This window comes from Novosphingobium marinum (genome assembly GCF_013408095.1).
Taxonomy (GTDB): Bacteria; Pseudomonadota; Alphaproteobacteria; order Sphingomonadales; family Sphingomonadaceae; genus Novosphingobium; species Novosphingobium marinum.
Genome location: NZ_JACBZF010000001.1, coordinates 873,009 through 891,622, shown reverse-complemented (window position 1 = coordinate 891,622; position 18,614 = coordinate 873,009). Strand labels below are relative to the sequence as shown.

General features: G+C 62.5%; 23 protein-coding genes and 2 pseudogenes. 22 read left to right on the top strand and 3 right to left on the bottom strand.

The genetic code is table 11. The annotated features are described in order from the left end of the window. Positions 1 to 57: 57 nt before the first annotated feature. From secA to FHS75_RS04300, 3 genes and pseudogenes are all read left to right on the top strand, one after another. Positions 58 to 2,583, top strand: a pseudogene (secA, locus tag FHS75_RS04305) (preprotein translocase subunit SecA); the annotation flags it as partial. Then, complete coding sequence (locus FHS75_RS18230) at positions 2,578 to 2,799, top strand: SEC-C metal-binding domain-containing protein (RefSeq protein WP_425325955.1); 222 nt, start codon at positions 2,578 to 2,580, stop codon at positions 2,797 to 2,799. The pseudogene secA and the gene FHS75_RS18230, both read left to right, overlap by 6 nt. Before the next feature lie 25 nt (positions 2,800 to 2,824). Then, positions 2,825 to 3,454: a TIGR02466 family protein gene (locus tag FHS75_RS04300; protein WP_179406449.1), complete on the top strand. Its 630-nt coding sequence runs from the start codon at positions 2,825 to 2,827 to the stop codon at positions 3,452 to 3,454. Between the two features lie 7 nt (positions 3,455 to 3,461). Here the strand turns inward: FHS75_RS04300 and FHS75_RS04295 are convergent, their stop codons facing one another. Then, on the bottom strand, positions 3,462 to 4,166 hold the full coding sequence (locus FHS75_RS04295) for an SDR family NAD(P)-dependent oxidoreductase (protein WP_179406448.1): 705 nt from the start codon (positions 4,164 to 4,166) through the stop codon (positions 3,462 to 3,464). Positions 4,167 to 4,220: 54 nt separating this feature from the next. After that, entirely contained in the window at positions 4,221 to 4,895 is a 675-nt protein-coding gene (locus FHS75_RS04290; protein WP_179406447.1) for an OmpA family protein, read from the bottom strand. 397 nt (positions 4,896 to 5,292) lie between these two features. Between FHS75_RS04290 and FHS75_RS04285 the strand changes: the two genes are divergently transcribed. The 9 genes from FHS75_RS04285 (at position 5,293) to FHS75_RS04245 (ending at position 12,302) form a co-directional block, all read left to right on the top strand. Next, on the top strand, positions 5,293 to 6,495 hold the full coding sequence (locus tag FHS75_RS04285; protein ID WP_179406446.1) for a tyrosine-type recombinase/integrase: 1,203 nt from the start codon (positions 5,293 to 5,295) through the stop codon (positions 6,493 to 6,495). An 81-nt stretch (positions 6,496 to 6,576) separates the two neighbouring features. Next, positions 6,577 to 6,987, top strand: coding sequence for a hypothetical protein (locus FHS75_RS04280; RefSeq protein ID WP_179406445.1), 411 nt, complete (start codon positions 6,577 to 6,579; stop codon positions 6,985 to 6,987). 69 nt (positions 6,988 to 7,056) lie between these two features. Beyond that, a complete protein-coding gene (locus FHS75_RS04275; protein WP_179406444.1) occupies positions 7,057 to 7,716 on the top strand; it encodes a hypothetical protein in 660 nt (219 codons plus the stop codon). 47 nt (positions 7,717 to 7,763) lie between these two features. After that, the gene (locus FHS75_RS04270) at positions 7,764 to 7,934 is read left to right on the top strand and encodes a helix-turn-helix domain-containing protein (RefSeq protein WP_179406443.1); all 171 of its coding nucleotides are present in this window, start codon (positions 7,764 to 7,766) and stop codon (positions 7,932 to 7,934) included. Next, the gene (locus FHS75_RS04265; RefSeq protein ID WP_179406442.1) at positions 7,931 to 8,101 is read left to right on the top strand and encodes a hypothetical protein; all 171 of its coding nucleotides are present in this window, start codon (positions 7,931 to 7,933) and stop codon (positions 8,099 to 8,101) included. Before FHS75_RS04270 ends, FHS75_RS04265 begins: the two co-directional genes overlap by 4 nt. Further along, positions 8,098 to 8,457, top strand: coding sequence for a hypothetical protein (locus FHS75_RS04260; RefSeq protein ID WP_179406441.1), 360 nt, complete (start codon positions 8,098 to 8,100; stop codon positions 8,455 to 8,457). Before FHS75_RS04265 ends, FHS75_RS04260 begins: the two co-directional genes overlap by 4 nt. Positions 8,458 to 8,611: 154 nt before the next feature. After that, on the top strand, positions 8,612 to 11,266 hold the full coding sequence (locus FHS75_RS04255) for a YfjI family protein (RefSeq protein WP_179406440.1): 2,655 nt from the start codon (positions 8,612 to 8,614) through the stop codon (positions 11,264 to 11,266). 290 nt (positions 11,267 to 11,556) lie between these two features. Continuing rightward, positions 11,557 to 11,742, top strand: a complete 186-nt coding sequence (locus FHS75_RS04250; RefSeq protein ID WP_179406439.1) for a hypothetical protein — start codon at positions 11,557 to 11,559, stop codon at positions 11,740 to 11,742. A 344-nt stretch (positions 11,743 to 12,086) separates the two neighbouring features. Beyond that, positions 12,087 to 12,302, top strand: a complete 216-nt coding sequence (locus FHS75_RS04245) for a hypothetical protein (protein WP_179406438.1) — start codon at positions 12,087 to 12,089, stop codon at positions 12,300 to 12,302. Here the strand turns inward: FHS75_RS04245 and FHS75_RS04240 are convergent. After that, positions 12,303 to 12,656: pseudogene (locus FHS75_RS04240) on the bottom strand (HigA family addiction module antitoxin); the annotation flags it as partial. A 313-nt stretch (positions 12,657 to 12,969) separates the two neighbouring features. On the opposite strand from FHS75_RS04240, the gene FHS75_RS04235 reads away from it, so the two are divergent. The 10 genes from FHS75_RS04235 (at position 12,970) to FHS75_RS04195 (ending at position 18,613) form a co-directional block, all read left to right on the top strand. Next, positions 12,970 to 13,290 (top strand): hypothetical protein, encoded by a 321-nt coding sequence (locus FHS75_RS04235; RefSeq protein ID WP_179406437.1) that lies wholly within the window; start codon positions 12,970 to 12,972, stop codon positions 13,288 to 13,290. Positions 13,291 to 13,516: 226 nt separating this feature from the next. Beyond that, a complete protein-coding gene (locus FHS75_RS04230; RefSeq protein ID WP_179406436.1) occupies positions 13,517 to 13,987 on the top strand; it encodes a hypothetical protein in 471 nt (156 codons plus the stop codon). Positions 13,988 to 13,999: 12 nt separating this feature from the next. Beyond that, a complete protein-coding gene (locus FHS75_RS04225) occupies positions 14,000 to 14,911 on the top strand; it encodes a hypothetical protein (RefSeq protein ID WP_179406435.1) in 912 nt (303 codons plus the stop codon). A gap of 91 nt (positions 14,912 to 15,002) precedes the next feature. Next, positions 15,003 to 15,530: a terminase small subunit-like protein gene (locus FHS75_RS17790; RefSeq protein ID WP_229735488.1), complete on the top strand. Its 528-nt coding sequence runs from the start codon at positions 15,003 to 15,005 to the stop codon at positions 15,528 to 15,530. Continuing rightward, the gene (locus tag FHS75_RS04220; protein WP_229735487.1) at positions 15,490 to 16,623 is read left to right on the top strand and encodes a phage terminase large subunit family protein; all 1,134 of its coding nucleotides are present in this window, start codon (positions 15,490 to 15,492) and stop codon (positions 16,621 to 16,623) included. The genes FHS75_RS17790 and FHS75_RS04220 overlap by 41 nt, the downstream gene beginning before the upstream one ends. Further along, the gene (locus tag FHS75_RS04215; protein ID WP_179406433.1) at positions 16,620 to 16,865 is read left to right on the top strand and encodes a hypothetical protein; all 246 of its coding nucleotides are present in this window, start codon (positions 16,620 to 16,622) and stop codon (positions 16,863 to 16,865) included. The genes FHS75_RS04220 and FHS75_RS04215 overlap by 4 nt, the downstream gene beginning before the upstream one ends. Next, the gene (locus FHS75_RS04210; protein WP_342356000.1) at positions 16,862 to 17,290 is read left to right on the top strand and encodes a DUF6950 family protein; all 429 of its coding nucleotides are present in this window, start codon (positions 16,862 to 16,864) and stop codon (positions 17,288 to 17,290) included. The genes FHS75_RS04215 and FHS75_RS04210 overlap by 4 nt, the downstream gene beginning before the upstream one ends. Continuing rightward, positions 17,287 to 17,484 (top strand): hypothetical protein, encoded by a 198-nt coding sequence (locus tag FHS75_RS04205; protein WP_179406432.1) that lies wholly within the window; start codon positions 17,287 to 17,289, stop codon positions 17,482 to 17,484. The genes FHS75_RS04210 and FHS75_RS04205 overlap by 4 nt, the downstream gene beginning before the upstream one ends. Beyond that, positions 17,481 to 18,203: a hypothetical protein gene (locus FHS75_RS04200; RefSeq protein ID WP_179406431.1), complete on the top strand. Its 723-nt coding sequence runs from the start codon at positions 17,481 to 17,483 to the stop codon at positions 18,201 to 18,203. Before FHS75_RS04205 ends, FHS75_RS04200 begins: the two co-directional genes overlap by 4 nt. Then, the gene (locus tag FHS75_RS04195) at positions 18,200 to 18,613 is read left to right on the top strand and encodes an HK97-gp10 family putative phage morphogenesis protein (protein ID WP_179406430.1); all 414 of its coding nucleotides are present in this window, start codon (positions 18,200 to 18,202) and stop codon (positions 18,611 to 18,613) included. The genes FHS75_RS04200 and FHS75_RS04195 overlap by 4 nt, the downstream gene beginning before the upstream one ends. Position 18,614: the final 1 nt, after the last annotated feature.

Here is an 18,614-nt window from a genome sequence, read left to right as displayed (position 1 = left end):
CGGCGTCAGCACGACCCGCCAGTCTGCATCCATCGATACGAAATCAGGAATTAAGCCATGTTCGGCAAGCTCGCCAAGTCTCTCTTCGGTTCGTCCAACGAGCGTTACGTCGCCTCGATCGAAAAGATCGTCCACCGGATAAACGCACTCGAGCCCGACATGGAGGCCCTCTCTGACGATCAACTGACGGGCCAGACCGCCAGGTTCCGCGAAATGCTCGAGGGCGGAAGCACGCTCGACGATATCCTTCCCGAAGCATTCGCGACCGTTCGCGAAACCTCGCGCCGGGTACTCGGCATGCGGCACTTCGATGTGCAGATGATCGGCGGTATCGTGCTCCATCGGGGCGAGATCGCCGAGATGCGCACGGGCGAGGGCAAGACGCTGGTCGCGACGCTCGCCGTCTACCTCAACGCGCTCGAGGGCAAGGGCGTCCACGTCGTCACCGTCAACGACTATCTCGCCCGTCGCGACGCGGAGTGGATGGGCCAGATCTACACGTTCCTCGGCCTTTCCGTAGGCGTCATCGTCCCTAACCTTGCCGAGCATCAGCGCCGCGAGGCCTATGCCGCCGACATCACCTACGGCACGAACAACGAGTTCGGCTTCGACTACCTGCGTGACAACATGAAGCATGAGCGGACACAGATGGTGCACCGTCCGTTCAACTACGCCATCGTCGACGAGGTGGACTCGATCCTTATCGACGAGGCGCGCACCCCGCTCATCATCTCGGGGCCCACCGATGACAAGTCCGACCTCTACATCGCGGTCGATGCCATCGTGAAGCGCCTCGAGCCCGAGGATTACGAGACAGACGAGAAGAGCAAGAACGTCACGCTGACCGAGGACGGCGTCGAGCGCGCCGAGCGCCTGCTCGAAGCGGAAGGTCTGCTCGTCGGATCGAACCTCTACGATGTCGAGAACACGCAGGTTGTCCACCATCTCGACCAGGCGCTGCGCGCGGTGGTCATGTTCAAGCGCGATACCGACTACATCGTGAAGGACGACAAGGTCGTCATCATCGACGAGTTCACCGGCCGCATGATGGACGGTCGCCGCTGGTCGAACGGCCTGCACCAGGCGGTCGAGGCCAAGGAAGGTGTGCAGATCGAGCCCGAGAACCAGACGCTCGCCTCGATCACCTTCCAGAACTACTTCCGCATGTATCCGAAACTGTCGGGGATGACCGGCACCGCCGCGACCGAGGCCGCGGAGTTCTTCGACATCTACAAGATGAACGTCGTCACGATCCCCACGAATGTGCCCGTGCGCCGGATCGACGAGGAGGACGAGTTCTACAAGAACACGACCGACAAGTTCCAGGCGATTGCGAAGCTGATTCGCGAGAAGAACGAGATCGGGCAGCCGGTTCTCGTCGGGACGGTGTCCATCGAGAAATCCGAACTGCTTTCGGACTACCTCAACAAGGAAGGCGTCGAGCACTCGGTGCTGAACGCCCGCTTCCACGAGATGGAAGCGCACATCGTTGCGCAGGCGGGGCGCCTCGGCGCGGTCACCATCGCTACCAACATGGCGGGGCGCGGCACCGACATCCAGCTTGGCGGCAATGTCGAGTTCCGCATCGAGGACGAACTGCGCGAAACGCCAGAAGGACCCGAGCGCGATGCCGCCATCGAGCGGATCAAGGCCGAAGTCGGGGAAGAGAAGCAGAAGGTGCTCGAGGCAGGGGGACTTTGCGTCATCGGCACCGAGCGGCACGAAAGCCGCCGTATCGACAACCAGCTTCGTGGCCGTTCGGGACGCCAGGGCGACCCGGGTCTGTCGAAGTTCTACCTGTGCCTCGAGGACGACCTCCTGCGCATCTTCGGACCCGACACCCTCTTCGCCAAGATGATGAACTCGAACCTTGCCGACGGAGAAGCGATCGGATCGAAGTGGTTGTCCAAGGCCATCGAGACCGCGCAGAAGAAGGTAGAGGCGCGCAACTACGAGGTGCGCAAGCAGGTCGTCCAGTACGACGACGTGATGAACGACCAGCGCAAGGTCATCTACGAGCAGCGTGCCGACATCATGGATGCCGATGCCGTGGACGACGTGTGCCACGACATGCGGCACGACACGATCAACACCATCGTGGCCGATGCCTGCCCGCCGGGTTCTTACCCCGAACACTGGGACATCGAGGGGCTGAAGGAGCGCTCAGGCGAAGTCCTCGGGGTCGATGCGCCGATCGACAGCTGGATGGAAGAGGACGGGATAGAGCCCGAGGTCATCGAGCAGCGGCTGACCGAACTCTCCGATGCGCACATGTCGGACAAGACGAAGGACGACGATCCCACGATCTGGCGCTCTGTCGAAAAGAGCATCCTGCTCGACCGGCTCGACCATCACTGGAAGGAGCACCTCGCCACGCTCGACGCGCTCCGCCAGGTCGTGTTCCTGCGCGCCTATGCACAGAAGCAGCCGATCAACGAGTACAAGCAGGAAGCCTTCAGCCTGTTCGAGCGAATGCTGGAGACGATCCGCGAGGACGTGACCCGCATCCTCTCGACCGCCAAGCTGCAGCTTTCCGCACCGCCCGCGGACGTCGAGCTTCCCGAATTGCCCGAATTCATGACCGGACAATTCGATCCGTTCTCCGAAGACGGCGAAACGATGATCGCGCCCCAGTCGGCCGGTACGGCGTCGGGTGCGGGCCTCGAACCGCTTCCACAGGGAACCGCTCCGCGCACGCCGGGGCAGGATCCCTACAAGGACATGGGACTGAGCCGCAACGCGATCTGTCCGTGCGGATCGGGCAAGAAGTACAAGCACTGCCACGGCGCGCTGGCGTAAGCCGGCTTCCGGGAGGGGGTGGAACGTGGACGAGCTGAAACAGAAGGCGGCGATCCCGGCGTTCGCTTCGTGGATCGATGCCTATCAGGTGCCCGGCGGAGCAGGCCTGAACCGGCGCCTGCGTGAAGCGATTGCGGCGCTGCAGGCCACGGACGGGGGAACGGAGCGCAGCAACCACGCCGGCTGGCATTCGCAATCCGATATCTTCGAACTCGCGGACCCGTCTTTCCGCGAGCTTTGCGTGCATCTCAGGGAAGGGCTGACGAAGTCAGTGCGTCGCTTCTGGAAGGACTTCGATCTTGCAAGGCATCGGCACAAGCTTGACGGCTGGGTGAACGTCAACCCGCAAAACGGCTTCAATGCGCCGCACGATCACGCGAGCAACCACCTGTCGGGGGTCTATTACGTTGCCTGCCCGATTTCCCGGCGGGACCACGGCGCAGCCATCGAATTCCTCAACCCCGCGCTGACATTCGAGGCACCGTTCGCACTGGGGCGCAAGATGTATCCAAAGCGCATGCTCGTCCGGCCCGGCGAGGGCGAAATGCTCGTCTTCCCCAGCCACCTCTGGCATTGGGTGCATCCGAACATGGCCCGGGACGAGCGTATCTCGATCGCCTTCAACATGACGGTGCTCGAAAAGGAAATGAGTTGAGGGCGTATCAGTACGGGATGCGTTCGCCGTCCCATGCAAACTGGTGTCCGCTGTCTTTCCCTTCCAGACCGTCGATGACCGAAAGGAGACGCTCGGCCGAGTAGGCGGGCGTGAACAGCTTTCCTTCGGGTACGCTCGACTGGAACGGTTCCGAAAGCGCGGTGTCGACCGTGCCAGGATGCAGCGTTACCGCGATGGCGCCCCTGTTGCGGCGACCGAGTTCGAGCGCGAAGTTGCGCACGATCATCACGAGCGCGGCCTTCGACGCGCGATAGCTGTGCCATCCGCCGAGCCCGTTGTCCCCGATCGAGCCGACACGTGCCGCCAGCGCCGCGAAAACGGGACGGCCCTCGCGCCTCAGAAGGGGGATGAAGTGCTTGCCGATCACCGCCGGCCCGATGGTGTTGATCGCGAACACTTCGGCCATCGCTACGGGATCGATTGCCGACCAGCTTTTCTCCGGACCGTATGCGTCTGTCTGGAGTACGCCCGTCGCCACGATGACGAGATCGAGCGGCCCGTGCTCACCGATGCGTTCGGCGGCGGCCTCTATCGACTGTTCCTGCTTGAGGTCGAAAGCGAACGGCTCGACCCTGGGGCGCCTTTCGACGGATTCGACGTTTCGCGCCCCCGCATGAACGACCGCGACATCTTCGCGATGCGCGAGTGCTTCGCAAAGCGCACGACCGACACCACCGGACGCGCCGAACACGCATGCGTTCAGGCCGGGAGATCCGTCATTCGTATCGACGATGCCGGACTATCCTCAGGGAACGATGATCGCCGCTTCGACCCGGCGATTTTCCGGCGCGGTAGCGTTGCGGTCCGGCAGGGGCTTCTGGAAGCCGTAGCCCTTGGTGACCAGGCGCGAGGTGTCGACCTGCAGTTCCTCGAGATACTTGGCGACCGAGGACGCGCGCTCACGCGATAGTTCTTCGTTGTAGGACGCCGAACCCGTCGCGTTGGTATGGCCCGAAATCTCGAACTTGCGGTCCGAAAGCTGCGGCGTCTTGAGCGCCTGGGCGAAGACGCGGATGTTCGCCTTTGCCTGGTCGGTCAGTTCGTACGAATTGTTGCGGAACGAGACGAGAAGGTCGTTGCGGCTGACCCCGATGGTCGGCTTCGGCGCGGGTTCGGCCTTCTTGCGCGGCGCGGGCCGGACGGGTGCGGTCGGACGCGAAGCGGGGCGGGCTGCGGCCTGCGCCGGCGCAGCAGCGGGGCTGGGTGTCGTTGCCTTGGGCTTGTTCTGGTGCGGCTGGAAGGAGAAGCCGCGCGTCGGCGCTTCTTCCTTGGCCTGCGAGGCATCGGCTTCGCATTCGCCCGTATAACGGCATACGATGTCGTCGACGGTAACCTGAGCCTGCGGTTCCGCGGCCTGTACCGCGACGGGCGCGAGCAGCGCCCCTGCGGCAAGCACGCGCATGGGTACGAAACTACGCATCCTGCTTCTCCCGGTAAGGAAATGTATGGCTACAGGATACCCGATTGGGCGATCTTTACAATGCACATCGCCCCATAATTGAATTACGCGTCAGTCGCGACGGGCATTAGACGTCAATGCGTCAGAACAAACGCATGATTTCAAACAGATGGATGAGGAGGAGAATGCCGTGCGAGCGGCGTCCGAGCGATTGGCGCTTGCGGAAGGAAAATGGCTCCCCGAGTAGGAGTATAACTGGCCTGTCCTGGGCGTTTCAGGATGTTGCACGGTGTAGCTTGAAAATCCCCAGAAAACCGAGCTTTCTTAGGATTTCCTGTTTCACAATGTCGCTTGACGTCTCGCCAAAGCGCACTACAAATGTGGGAACTGGGTGTGGGAACTGGAGAAATGGCTTCCAATGGGAAAGCTCACCGAACTCAAGGTCAAGAACGCCAAGCCGGGCGTCTACGGCGACGGCGCCGGGCTTTACCTGAGGGTGAAGCCGAGCGGTTCGCGTTCGTGGATATTACGGGTGCAGTTTCAGGGCAGGCGGGAGGATATCGGGCTCGGGGGATACCCAGCCGACCTTACGTTGGCCGAGGCGCGAGAGAAAGCCTACTATCTGCGCAAGCTGGCTCGCCAGGGGAAGAACGCGCGCGAGGAACGTGATCGCGAGAAGGTTCGCATTCCGACCTTCAGGGAAGCGATGCAGAGCGCCCACAACGAACTCTCGAAGGGCTGGAGCGAGAAGAACGCCGCCGCATTCAAATCTTCGCTGAGCGACCACGTGCTTCCCAAGCTCGGCAGCAAGCGGGTCGACCAGATAACCACGGCCGACGTGATCGCGACGCTGTCGCCTATCTGGACCGAGAAGCCGGCGATCGCGCAAAAGGTCCGGGTCCGCCTGATGCAGGTGCTGAGCTTCTCCAAAGCGCGTGGATGGCGCGCGGCTGCGTTGCCAGATTCGCGCGAACTGCGCGATGGCCTCGCAAAGCAGCCCAAGAGCGGAAACTTCGCCGCGATGCCCTACAAGCAGGTCCCCGACTTTCTTGCCGGGCAACTGGCGCTCGAACAAACCTCTGGGCGACTGGCGCTGCTCTTCACGATCCTGACGGCCGCGCGCAGCGGCGAGGTTCGCTCGGCGCGATGGGAGCATATCGATATCGAGGGCCGCAAATGGACGCGGCCCGCCGAACTCATGAAGACCGGCATCCAGCACGTCGTCACGCTCAACGATGCCGCGATCGCCATTCTGGAGCACGCCCGCAAGGCATTCGGCGAGGATGGGCTGATCTTCCCCGGTAGCCGCCGAGGCTCCTCGCTGAGCGACATGACGCTGACAAAGGTGATGCGCACGGCCGGCGAAGAGGCGACGGTGCATGGTTTCCGCTCCGCCTTTCGCGACTGGGCAGCCGAGGCAATGCCGACCGTCCCCGCGATGGTCGCGGAAATGGCGTTGGCGCACAACGTCGGCACGAAAACCGAGCAGGCGTACCTGCGGTCCGATCTTCAGGACCTGCGGCGCTCGCTCATGGATGCATGGGGCAGGTTCGCCGCCCCGTCTTTGTCAGGAGATGGAACCAACGTCGTGCCGATCGGCGCGGCTCAGAAATCGGCGTGAGCCGATAACAAGCGGGCCAGCGTTGGGGTGCCTCCCTTCGCTGGCCCTCACCACAAACCGACTAACCAAGGAGTCGAGAATATGGCTGAGACAGCCCTTAGCGCGCCCCAAGGCGCAAATGCACCCTTTACCTCTATGGCACCGCCCGCCGCTCTCATGCGCGTCCTGGGCCGTTTCGATCGCCAGCAGCTCGAAGGCTTTATTGCGGTGGCGATCGAGCTTGCCGACCTGCAGGATGGAGATCCGGACTGCGAGGGTCTGTGCGATGAGGACGAAATATCGCGCTGCACTGATTTTGGTCTCGCGGTTCGATCGGACGGCCCGGGCTGCGTTATTGGTGATCCCGATCGTGGCGTCGACGACGATGGCGAGGAAACGATGGCAGAGGACGCTTTCTGGCATGGTCCGATCATCAACGCTGGCCCCGGTTGCCCTGTCGCCGATCCGGGCGGATGCGAGCATGACGGACGCGAACAACAGGACGGTTACTGATCGCGTCCTGTCAGCCGGGCTTGTCTGCGAATGACGAGCCCGGCAATCTTTGCTCGCGAGGAATTACTCATGATTTCGAACCAACCGTTAGTGGCAAATTTCCGCGGAACGCCCATACTGATCGAAGTCAGCGCGCAAGGCGCTGCTCATCTGCTCGGGATTCTGGCCAAGCCGGGGACGCCTAATTCCGGAGCAAAAAAGCTCTTAGCTTGGAAATACCTCAACGACGGCGTGAAGCTACCGGGCCATCTGAGTTCTAACGAAGCTCGCCTTGGTGTCGAGGATGTTGGACGGCGCCTTCAACGGGCAGTTAAGGTCGGAGCAGCCTTCGAAATGAAGCTTTCCGAGATGATCGACCGTGCAGGGCTTGTAGAAGACGTGAAGCTGAAGGCTTTTGGCGCGCCAATTTCGGATACCTTGTCGATCCTGAAAGACTCCGCGGAGTGGGATTCGAAGTGGTCCAATTGGCGTCATGCCGCTCACCTCGCAGCGTTTCGCGCATGGTTATGTTCCAAAGCTGTAAGACAGATGTTCGTCGGCTCATCGCTTACAGAAAGATGGCCCAGTTTTTCTCTCTATCTACTGAACCAACCCTCGGATTGGATGCCGGAAACCGTCGATAACAGTTATGGCCGCCTTCAATTTGCAGGCGCCGTTGGAATGCAGTTTCCGAAGAGCACGCTCACGCCTGTTCTAATTTCCGAAAAATCCCCCCCCGCCTCGAAGTAGGTAAACGAGCAATGTTGCCCGCGTCGCAAGCTGACGCAGGAGACAACATGGAACAGATCACTGTAAGCATCTCGAAGGCTGCGGAACTCACGAGCCTTCACCGCGCCACCCTCTATCGGGCGATGGAATCTGGCAAGCTGCGTTCGTTCAAGGTCGGCAGCCGGCGTCTGATCGACGTCCAGAGCCTGCGCGAATTCGTGGGAGTGGCGGAAGCATGACCCCGGAACGAAAACGCCCCGCACGGGGCGGGGCGCTGATCATTCCTGGACCGGGCGATCAGCAATCCACATACTCCGAAACGCCCCGCACGGCAAGCCTTCCCGACCTTATCGCCCGCCATCTTGGCGAGCGCTTCGTGGCCGAACTGGCGGGAGGTCGGACATGACGGTGCTGCTTTTCGACGGGCTGATGGAGCGGGCCATCGAATACAGGGAATGCTCAACAAACCGGTGGCAGGCACGCTATATCGACGGCGGACTTCCAAACCTGCAGTCCGATCACTTTGCCACCCGGCATGAGATGTTCGAGTGGATCGATCGCACCTGTCATCGCAAGGCAGGGCTCCCCATCATTCCGTTCGATCCGAAGCGTCGCAAGCCTTCGGAGATCGAGCCCGAGCCTGTCCTTACCGACAGCGAGCGCTACGAGCAGGCCGTCGAGGAGCAGCGGCAGGGCGGTAAGACGCCGTCCGGGTGCACGGTGCTCACGTGGCGCCCGAGAGGGCTGGGAGGGCGGTCATGAGCCTCATCCTGTCCAGATTGTCCGGCGAGATCATCGCTCGAACCTGTCGCGGCCGAATATGCGAGGCAGGCTCTCCGCAGGCAGGGTGCTTTCGTCCGGAGCGCCGCTGCCGAAAATTCGAGCGGCCGAACCGTCCGTCGAAGAGGAGCGCGCAATGGTAGCGCTTAATCCCAAGCTCACGGGGAGCACGGACGTCCTTTCGAGGCCTACCCAGTCTTCCGATTGGCGTGAACGCCGCGTCATGACCTTCCGAGGGCAGCACGACACACACATCAAGACCGGGGAGGATTACTCGACGATCAGCCTGGGCGAGATATTCCGGGCAACACCGGCGCGGCGGGCAAAGTCGCATGCGCCGGCGATGATCCCGAGCACCTATCACGACTTCGACGGCCGCAATCACAAAAGGCAGCAGGAGGAGGGCACCTTCGTCGCGCTCGCGGGCGATATCGACGACGGCGATCATCCGCTTGAGACCGTTGTCAGGCTCGTGAAGGATTTCGCGGGCGCTTCTGCCTGGCTTGTCTATTCGAGCTCAAGCTCACGGCCCGGCAATCGCAAATGGCGGATCATTCTCCCCTTGGAAGAGGCGGTGGCGTTCCCGGAGTGGAACGACGCGCAGAACGCGTTCTTCGACGTCATGGAGAACCATGGCGTCAAGATGGACCGTGCGCTCGGGTACGCCGGGCAGCCTGTATTTCTTCCGAACGTTCCTGACGTCCATGACGGGACCGGGACCCGGCTGCGCAACGAGGATGGCTGGACACTCTACTACGAGAGGGAAACCAGCGGTGCGGACGCGCCCGGCTTGCCGCTCGATCGCGGGCCTGTTGCGGAGCGCATCCGGGTCATCGAGGAGCGCAGGGCGAGGGACGATGCCCTCAAGGAAAAGATCAGGCGCGAGGCCCAGCGCAAGCGTCAGGAGCGGATTGCTGCGGGCGATGAGAGCCTGATCGATGCCTTCAACGCGGCCAACGACGTCGAGACGCTTCTCCTGAGCCATGGCTATAAGCAGAGCCCGCGCAACCCGAAGGACTGGCGCTCGCCCAACCAGACGAGCGACAGCTATGCGACGCGCGTCGAGGGCGACAAGTGGATATCGCTCTCTGGCAGTGACGCTGACGCAGGGCTCGGCGCGCGTCATCCTTCCGGCTGCTACGGCGATGCGTTCGACCTGTTCGTCCACTACGAGCATGGGGGAAACCGCAATGCGGCGTTTCGAGCACTGCATCAGGAGCGCGGCGGTGAAACTCCACTTCACTGGCGAAATGACAATTTGGCTACCAACCGAGCGGAGCATAGTCCGGCCAATCCAGAGCCGAGCGCGACGGATGGTCCACAGCCGCTATTCCGCGAGGTTGGAGCACCGGCCCCATATCCCGTCGACGCCATGGGGCCGGTGCTGGCTCGTGCAGCTTTGGCACTTGAGGCTCTCGTAGATTTGCCGATCGCGAGCGCCGCGAATTCGGTTCTCGCTGTCGCATCGCTTGCCGCTCAAGGATGCGCGAACGCGATACTTCCTATCGATCAGGGTACCCCCGTACCACTGTCCCTCTACCTCCTTACGGTCCTGGACAGCGGGGATCGGAAGTCGACTGCGGACAAGAAAGCGCTCAAGCCAATCCATCAATTCGAACGCGAACTGAAGGAGATCGAGGCGGGCCAGCGGCAGAAGTACGATGCTGAAATGGCGGCCTACGACACGCACATCAAACACCTCAAGAATAAGCTGAAATCCGATCGGCATGCTCTTCAGGCAGCTCTCATGGAAATGGGCCCACCGCCTCACCCCCCTCTTTCCTCTGTGATTGCTCCGGCCGGCGATCAGACAATTGAGGGCCTATTCCGGATTTATCAGTATGGGCGCCCTTCGCTGGCAATGCTGTGCGACGATGCCGGAACGTTCCTCGGGGGATACAGCCTCAAGGCCGAGCAGAAAATCAGTACAACAGGCATCCTTTGCCGAGCCTGGGATGGTTCAAAGCTCGAAAGGATTCGTGGAGGCGATGGCAATACGATGCTGTACGATCGGCGCCTTGCCATGCACCTGATGGTACAAAGCGGGCTTGCACAGGACTTTCTCGGAGACGAGCGTTTTTCCGATCAAGGGCTGCTCGCTCGCTTCCTTATTGCGGCACCGAAAAGCTATGCAGGCAAGCGCATCCGCGACGATGTGCTTTATCAGCAGCAGGTCAGCCACAAGGAAGCTCATCTAGCGGCATACCACGACGCCATCGATCGGCTCGTCAGGCGGCCGATCAGATGGAGGGACAGCCGTGACCCCTCGCTGGGTGTCGAATTGGACAGCCTTCATCTCACCGCAGAAGCTCGCGCGCTCTGGGTCGATTTCGCCAACGAGTTGGAGCAAAAGATGGGTCCCGGCGGCGAGCTAGCGAGCCTGAAGGCTTTCGCTTCGAAGCTCCCGGAGAACGCGGGACGTATTGCAGGCATTCTCACCCTGGTAAACGATCCTGATGCTGTTGTGATCGAGCGGGATACGCTCGCTTCCGCGATAACGATCGCAAACCATTATCTATCGGAAACTGTCCGGCTCACGAACGCCGGTGGTATCGATCCCGAGCTTCGTAGAGCGGCCGAACTGCTGAAGTGGCTTAATGAACGCGGAGACCCCGTCATCGGCCTGTCCACTATCTACCAATACGGGCCAGCGTCTATCCGCGATGCGAAGAAGGCTCGGGAAGCGATGGGCGTTCTGGCTGAACACCGATGGGTGAAATCTCTAAAGGGCGGTGCTGAAATCGACGGCAAGCGGGTCCGCGAGGCTTGGCGCGTCACTTCACGAGCTTAGCAACTTTAGCAGCTTTAGCGCTATTGCCCTTCGAAATGGCAATTCTTCGATCCTAAAAACCTACTGACTAACCTCCTTTGATATATAAGGATTTTTTTAGAAGGGTGGCGTCAGTGCTAGATTGCCACTTTTTATGGGAGCCCTGCTAAAGTTGCTAATGTGCTAAGCCCCGAGGCGGAGATCCTCGTCGTAAGAGGAGTTGAGGAAGCCACCCAAACCCCTTCAATTGGACGAGTACGCGCGTACGCGCGCGCGAAGGCTTCCGAGGCGAGCGCCGGCTCGGCGAGCTGATGGCGGCTCAGAAAGAAGCTGGAGGACTCCAGCACGGCGGGGCAAGGGTTTTTGCAGAACCCTTGAATAAACCCATCACCCTGTCCGAAGTGGGCATCGACAAGAACCTTGCCGACAGAGCGCGCAAGTATGCGGCGATACCCGATGGCAGGAAGGTTATAATCCTGTACCCGGATGCCAACTGAAGGCCATAACACGCGCAGTTCCGGGCACCGCATGAGGGCCTTCTGCTCTAGCCCAACGTCGGCACCCACATTCACGGCGAATTCCGCAGCGTCCCGACCCCGGTAACCCCGTCTTAACCATTCCCGCTTAGTGCTCGGCAACGAAGGCAGCCAGGCCTCGTCATGTCCACAAGAGCCTGGCTGCCTCACCTACGACCTGGGCGGTACCCAGCCTCGTGGCGCGATGCAGAGCACAACCCTTTCGCCCTGTGTCGCGCCATGGTTCGCTGCGGACTGCGACGATCCTCTGCAAATCGGCAACTTTTCAACTCTCAAGTGGTTCTGCTGCTTAGGGAGAGTTTGCGATGAAAGTTCACATACGTGTCAGCCGGCACGACCAGGAGCTCGTTTCGATTGAGTATCCGATCGAGACGGACGGCACGCCGGCAAAAGCCGACATCTGGGTCGAGGCCGTTTGTGCTGCGGCGCAGGCCTGCAAGGCGAATTCGCTCGTCAGCGATATGCTTCTCGACGATGACACGGTGATCGAGTTTTCCATCACCCGGCAGAAACGAACCTGATTAGCGCCTGACCTCTGCCGGCTCTGGCACGCGCTCGATCGCCAGCGCATCGGCATGCTCGCGCGCCTGAGCCATGTCGTAGGTGGCCTGCATCCGCATGAGGGTATCGGCAGAGATACCAAAAGCCTTCTCGAACCGCAGCGCCATCTCCGCCGAAAGCGAGGCGTTGCCGTTGAACAGTTTGCTCATGGTCGGACGCGCGACGCCAAGCCTCCGCGCCGCTTCGGAGACAGACAGCCCGTAAGGCTTGACGATTTCCTCGCGCAACCAGACCCCGGCGTGGCAATGCAATGAAGGGTTTACCTGAAGCATGCCCGCTCCATAGCACGCCACCCTGACGACGGTAATTGCTCTTTCCCGCTGCCTGCACCTTCGGGCGCATGGGCGGCCCCGGCAATCTCACCTACCCACGGCACAAGGTCTATCCTCACCCGGATTATTCCATCCGCGCTGATCGCCTGAGGCCACCTCCCGAGGGTTTCAGGGAGGCGTACCTCGAAGAGGGCTGGGATTGCCATCCGGACTTTCAATGCGGTTGGAAAACATTCGCACGATGGATCGACCAGTGCGGCGGCGATGAACTGCGGGCAGCCCGCGCGGAAGTCGTCAGGACGAGGGGCAGGCGATTGCGGGGATGCGTCGGCACTGACCAGAAGACCGACAGCCGATGGTACGATCAGCGCTCGAAGCGCATCCCGGGATATTAACCAGCCCGCGTCCGTTCCCTGCTCTGCGCGAGATTGAAGACAGCCTGCAGTTCGAGAAGCTCTGCAGCCGGAACTCCGAACTGCTCCTCGATCCGGAGCGCAAGCGGGGCGGTGAGCCCGTACCGTCCTTCGAGGAACCCTGTGAGCGTCTCAGCAGTGACGGAAAGCTGCTTCGCCGCCTCGATCCGATCGATCCCTCGTGGTGCGAGCAGATGACTTTCGAACCATGCGCCGGGATGGGGGATTGCCTGCTGCGTGTGATTGAGAATTTCGAATCGTGATGGACCGTCCTCCGATTTAATCAACAATTTCCGTAAGTTAAGCAATGCGACCTTTATCATGGGCGCGCTTGTAGGAGGTCGCGCCACAATGTCGAGCAAAATGGTTAAAGCGACCGGATGCTGACGGCGGTAATGCGTTTCTCCCGCAGCGCCAGACTCGCTCTCAACCGGCACCCAGCCGGCCGCGCCGCCCGCCGCAGTTGCCCCGGGCCCAGGAGCCGAGAAAATGCCGATCTATCTAGACCCTTCGCGCAAGCAGGTTTCCGCCACCATTGCCCTCCAGAGCGATGGCAAGACGCTCCGTCCCGGTTACCGCGAGGTAGCGGCTGACGGCGAGCGCATCGCCTTCAGCATCCATGCCGCCGACAACGCGTTGGCATCGGCCAGCGTCTTCATGACCGACAGCGCAGGTGCCGACCCCGTCCAGGCTGCCGTCGACCGTCAGCATGCCGCACACGATACGAAGTTCGCGTTCCTCGGTGACCGCGCACCCGAGTTCGACCGCGCCCGCGCCGAATTCCTCGCACGCAGTCAGGACGTGAACCGCGAAGTCCGCGATGCCATCCGCGACGGCCGATACGAACCTTTGCCGGCTGGCAATCGTTCGGCGCGCGAACCCGGTCCTCAGCAGACGAGCGACGCCATGCCCGACCCCTCGGCGGTTCGCGACGCCGTTCGCAATGCCCGCTATGCGTGAGGGGACCGTGTCATGGCAAAGAGCATTGGCGAGCGCGTCAACAGCGCGCTGACCGAACCGCGTACCCGCGCGGCGGATATCGAAGCCCTCATTCCTGAAGTCACTGCCGAGCGCGACCGGCTGGCAGCACTTGCCGAGCAGGCCTCGGGCGATGCGGTCAACTTCGGGCTCGGCGAGAGCGATCGCGACGAGGCATCGGCGAAGGCGGACAAGGCCCGCCGCGAAGCCGAGATGCTGTGCCGCGCGATCGATCAGCTTGGCGACAGGCTGGGCGAGAAGCTGGCGAGCGAAACCCGCAAGACGAAGGAGCGCGAGCGCGCCGATGTCATTGCCGAGCGTGATGCGCTTGCTGCCCGGCTGCGCAGCGAGTGGCCGGAAATCGAGGCGAAGATCGTCGAGCTCCTGACGGCAGTCCGGGCAAACGACGAGCGCATGCGCGCAGCGGGCGTCTACGAGGCAAGCGCCGAAGCTGAAGCGCGGGGCTGCGATGGCATGTTCCGGGTGGGCGTTTCGAGCGTTCGCCGGCTGACGGAGATGAAGCTTCCCTCGTTCGACAGGCTGGCCGAACTTGCATGGCCGCCACCCGCGCGGATCGACAGCTACGCGCTCGACCTGGAGGACATCCGCGCAAAGCAGCTGGAGGCCGCCGAGAAGGCGCGCCTTGCCGAGCTTGCCTCGTGGAAGCCTCACAGGTTCACGACCGGCTTCGCGCATCAGTCGGGCCACTACATCGAGGTGAAGACGAAGCTCGATCCGTCCGAGCCGACGCCGACCGTCGTGCCGATCTACAACACCCGGCGCGTGCACGAGGATCCGGCCGAGACTTACGAATATCTCATCACCGCCGCGACCGCCGAGCGGCTGCGCGGTCTTGGCTTCACGGTCGAGCGTATCGACGCGCTTGGGCCGGAGAAGGTCCAATGAACGGCTTTTCGGCAGCGTCCCCCCAGTTGCCGGCAACCGTGGCGGGAGTGCTTGGTGAGGGCGCTCCCGCCCGACAATACCGGGACAGCCTATGCCACGCGAACAGTATACCGATGCCCACGTCGAGCGCCTGCTTGAGCAACTCGCCGAGGGCAAGTCGCTCATCACCATCTGCGCCCAGGATGACATGCCGAGCCGGTCGACTGTCTACAACTGGATGCTTGAGGACAGCGAGCTTGGCTGGCGCGTTCTCGAAGCGCGAGAAGTGGGCTTTCACCTGCGCGCCGAAATGGCCGTCGCCGCTGCCAAGAACGCCAAGGATCCGCTCCCGGGCCGATTGGCGTTCGACAGTGAGAAATGGTACCTCGGCAAGCTGTCTAAGGCGTTTGCCGAGAAGCCCGTTTCGATCGGGCCTGTCGTAAATGTCGACGTCGGCGAGGCCTTTGATGCCGTCGCAAAGGCACTTGAAAAAGCTGCCGCAGCAATTGCAGGCAGCGGTACGAGCACGAAGCCAGTGGTTATCGAGGGCGAGACCCGACCAGGTAACGCCTCCGGGCGACTGGCCGATATGGCTGGCGATGGCGGGAAGGGGCTGGGGAAAGACCCGGACGGGAGCTGAGGACGTTGCGTGGTTCGGCGCCCAGCATGCCGGTTCGCGCATCGCGATCATCGCTCCGACCTTTGCCGACGCGCGCGATACCTGCGTCGAAGGCGAGTCCGGGCTGCTTGCGGTGCTTCCCAAGGTTTGCGTCGACCACTGGAACCGCAGCCACGGCGAACTCGTGCTGTGGAACGAGACCCGCTACAAGCTTTTCAGCGCAACCGAGCCCGAGCGACTTCGCGGACCGCAGCATCACCGCGCATGGGGAGACGAGGTCGGTGCATGGCCCGACCCGTCCGCATGGGACCAGATGCTTTTCGGGCTTCGGCTCGGACGGCATCCGCAAGTCGTGGCGACCACGACGCCGCGCCCGACGCCGCTCATTCGCAAGATCGTTCGTACGCCCGGTGCGATGGTCACGCGCGGCTCTACCTTCGACAACTCTGCGAACCTGCCAGAGGGCACGCTCGCGCACCTGAAGGACCGCTACGAGGGCACGAGGCTCGGGCGACAGGAACTCTACGCAGAACTCCTGGAGGACGTGCCGGGCGCTCTCTGGACGGCCGAGATGATCGATGCGCAGCGCCTGCGCGCGGCTCCCGAACTTCGCCGCGTCGTCGTGGCGGTCGATCCCTCGGGCACGAAGGGCGACGGACAGGGCGATGACATTGGTATCGTCGTGGCCGGCAAGGGCACGGATGATCGGTTCTACGTGCTGGAGGATGCATCCTGCCAGTTGAGCCCGGATGGCTGGGCCCGCCGTGTCGCGGGAGCCTTCGAGCGCTGGCAGGGCGATCGGGTTGTCGCGGAAAGGAACTTCGGCGGCGCCATGGTCGAGGCCGTGCTGCGCACCGCTGCGAAGAACCTGCCGGTCCGCATGGTGACCGCCAGCCGGGGCAAGATCGCAAGGGCCGAGCCGGTCGCCGCGCTCTACGAACAAGGCAAGGTCTCGCACTGCGGAGAGTTCACCGCGCTCGAAGACCAGCTCTGCGCCATGACCGGTGGCGGATACGTGGGCGAGGGTTCGCCGGACCGGGCAGATGCGCTCGTCTGGGCTCTCTCGGACCTGAGTGGCAGCAAATACAGATACTCGCTTGCGGAGGTTCTATGACTGGCAACGTCATCGACCTGCGGGAACGCCTGCGCCTGGGCCGGCAGGAAGCCGACGCAGAGGCCTTCACAAGCGCGATTGAGGCGATCGCCGCATCCTACCCGCCCGAGGCCGCCTCGACGCCCCGCGAGGCGCGTGAAGCCCATTTCTCGCTGGCCCAGCAGCTCGCCTGGACGCTGCGCTTCGGAAGCAAGGCCGAGATCGAGGCAGCAATTCTCGCACTGGAGGATGCGCACCTGTGAAGCCGAAGAACCCTCTCGTTCGCCGGCAGGAGGCCGTGGCTGCCACGATGGAGCGCTTTCGGGGGAAGTGTTTCGCGTTCGGTTCGGTTGACTGCGCCAAGATGACGGCCTTTCACCTCAGGCAGCTGGGGCACAAGGTCAGGCTGTCGAAGGCAGGGCAGTATCGCTCGCTGAAGGGCGCTGTCGGGGCTCTGAAACGCCTTGGGTACGATACGCTGCCCGATGCAATGGACGGCCACGGCTTTGCGCGCATCGCCCCTGCATTCTGCCTCATCGGCGATATCGTCTCTGTCCGGAGCGAACACCCGATCGGTGCGCTCGCGATAGCGGCGGGCAACGGCAACTTCCTCGGCTTCCATGAAAGCCACGAGATGCCGACGATCATGCTCATCCCCGAAATCGAAACCGCATGGAGGGTCCTGTGAAGGTCCTGAAGACCGTCGCCATCGTCGCGTCCGTCGTGGCGCTCGCCGCAACCGGTATCGGCGCGCTGGCCAGCGCCGGGCTCGTCAGCGCTTCTGTCGGCGCCACCGCAGCAACGATTTCCACCATTGCGGGCATCACCGCGATTTCGCCGCTCATGGCATCCTTCGAGCTTCGGAAAGGGCCTTACCCATGACCGTCATCAACTCCTTCGTGCAGGGCGACCGTGCGTACCTGCTCACCGATACGGCATGGCTCGAAAGCGGTTCGGGCAAGCTCCTCATGAGCCACAGCAAGATCATCGAGGGCGGGGCCTTCCCCTGGGCCCTCGCGCTAACCGGCGACGCCCATCTCTACATTGTTCGCGCGCTCATCGAAGAGCGACGGCCGCGCAGTGCGCGGGAGTTCGTCGAGACATTGCCCGCGACGATCGCAGAGGTACGCGATGCGGTTCGCGATCCGACGTTCACGATGGGCGTTCGCCTTGCAGCATGGTGCGAGGATACGGGCAAGGCGCGCATCTTCCACCTCGATACCGACGCGGACCGTTGTGCCTTTCTCGGCATCGATCCGTGGGAGGTCTGCGAGATCTTCGCGTTCGCTCCGCTGTCGACCGACCATGCAAATCCCGTCGATCGCATCACTGCCGAAGTCGGCAAGGACATAACGCCCGAAGTGCTGACGGACCCTGGCAGGTTCGATCCGGAAGCGGACGGGCTGCGGCTGATCGAGGCCCAGCGTCGGCACCTGCGGTTCCCGGTGAAGGGCAGCGAGCCTGTCGCGGTCATTGGAGGCTCGGCGCAGCTGACGTGCGTGAGCCGCGAAGGCGTTGCCTCGAAGATCCTGCGCATCTGGGGAGGCGACGAGGTGGGCGAGGTGCTCAGGCCAGAACCCGAACCGGAGCGCGTCGCATGACCGATAGCCCGCGCGAGAAGATGCTGCGCAAGTTTCGCCGCTACGGTGGCGGACCCGGCAGTGCGTTGTTCCGTGCGGTCAACGCAGCGCTCATGGAGGCAGCGGACCTCGTGAAATCCGATGCGCATCACCTCATCAGCCGGGGCTCGGTGGAAGGAAGAAACCACGCACCCTCTAAGCCGGGTGAGCCACCGAACCGGGAGACCGGAACGCTCCAGGCACACATCGAAGTGACGCAACCCAAGCCGCTCGTGTCGCGTGTCGCATCCGAGGCAAGTTACGCTGCCGCGCTCGAATTCGGCACCTCGAAGATGGCAGCGCGTCCGTACATGCGCCCCGCACGCGACCGGAAGCGCGAGGAGGCAAGGCGCCGGCTCAACAAGCATCTCAAGATCCTGAAAGGCAAATGAC

Excerpts from the sequence above, each read along its gene's own strand:
- FHS75_RS18230 (WP_425325955.1), top strand. The coding sequence starts at position 2,578 with ATGACCGGACAATTCGATCCGTTCTCCGAAGACGGCGAAACGATGATC.
- FHS75_RS04290 (WP_179406447.1), bottom strand. The coding sequence starts at position 4,895 with ATGCGTAGTTTCGTACCCATGCGCGTGCTTGCCGCAGGGGCGCTGCTC.
- FHS75_RS04285 (WP_179406446.1), top strand. The coding sequence starts at position 5,293 with ATGGGAAAGCTCACCGAACTCAAGGTCAAGAACGCCAAGCCGGGCGTC.
- FHS75_RS04280 (WP_179406445.1), top strand. The coding sequence starts at position 6,577 with ATGGCTGAGACAGCCCTTAGCGCGCCCCAAGGCGCAAATGCACCCTTT.
- FHS75_RS04275 (WP_179406444.1), top strand. The coding sequence starts at position 7,057 with ATGATTTCGAACCAACCGTTAGTGGCAAATTTCCGCGGAACGCCCATA.
- FHS75_RS04270 (WP_179406443.1), top strand. The coding sequence starts at position 7,764 with ATGGAACAGATCACTGTAAGCATCTCGAAGGCTGCGGAACTCACGAGC.
- FHS75_RS04265 (WP_179406442.1), top strand. The coding sequence starts at position 7,931 with ATGACCCCGGAACGAAAACGCCCCGCACGGGGCGGGGCGCTGATCATT.
- FHS75_RS04260 (WP_179406441.1), top strand. The coding sequence starts at position 8,098 with ATGACGGTGCTGCTTTTCGACGGGCTGATGGAGCGGGCCATCGAATAC.
- FHS75_RS04255 (WP_179406440.1), top strand. The coding sequence starts at position 8,612 with ATGGTAGCGCTTAATCCCAAGCTCACGGGGAGCACGGACGTCCTTTCG.
- FHS75_RS04250 (WP_179406439.1), top strand. The coding sequence starts at position 11,557 with ATGGCGGCTCAGAAAGAAGCTGGAGGACTCCAGCACGGCGGGGCAAGG.
- FHS75_RS04245 (WP_179406438.1), top strand. The coding sequence starts at position 12,087 with ATGAAAGTTCACATACGTGTCAGCCGGCACGACCAGGAGCTCGTTTCG.
- FHS75_RS04235 (WP_179406437.1), top strand. The coding sequence starts at position 12,970 with ATGGTACGATCAGCGCTCGAAGCGCATCCCGGGATATTAACCAGCCCG.
- FHS75_RS04230 (WP_179406436.1), top strand. The coding sequence starts at position 13,517 with ATGCCGATCTATCTAGACCCTTCGCGCAAGCAGGTTTCCGCCACCATT.
- FHS75_RS04225 (WP_179406435.1), top strand. The coding sequence starts at position 14,000 with ATGGCAAAGAGCATTGGCGAGCGCGTCAACAGCGCGCTGACCGAACCG.
- FHS75_RS17790 (WP_229735488.1), top strand. The coding sequence starts at position 15,003 with ATGCCACGCGAACAGTATACCGATGCCCACGTCGAGCGCCTGCTTGAG.
- FHS75_RS04220 (WP_229735487.1), top strand. The coding sequence starts at position 15,490 with ATGGCGGGAAGGGGCTGGGGAAAGACCCGGACGGGAGCTGAGGACGTT.
- FHS75_RS04215 (WP_179406433.1), top strand. The coding sequence starts at position 16,620 with ATGACTGGCAACGTCATCGACCTGCGGGAACGCCTGCGCCTGGGCCGG.
- FHS75_RS04200 (WP_179406431.1), top strand. The coding sequence starts at position 17,481 with ATGACCGTCATCAACTCCTTCGTGCAGGGCGACCGTGCGTACCTGCTC.
- FHS75_RS04195 (WP_179406430.1), top strand. The coding sequence starts at position 18,200 with ATGACCGATAGCCCGCGCGAGAAGATGCTGCGCAAGTTTCGCCGCTAC.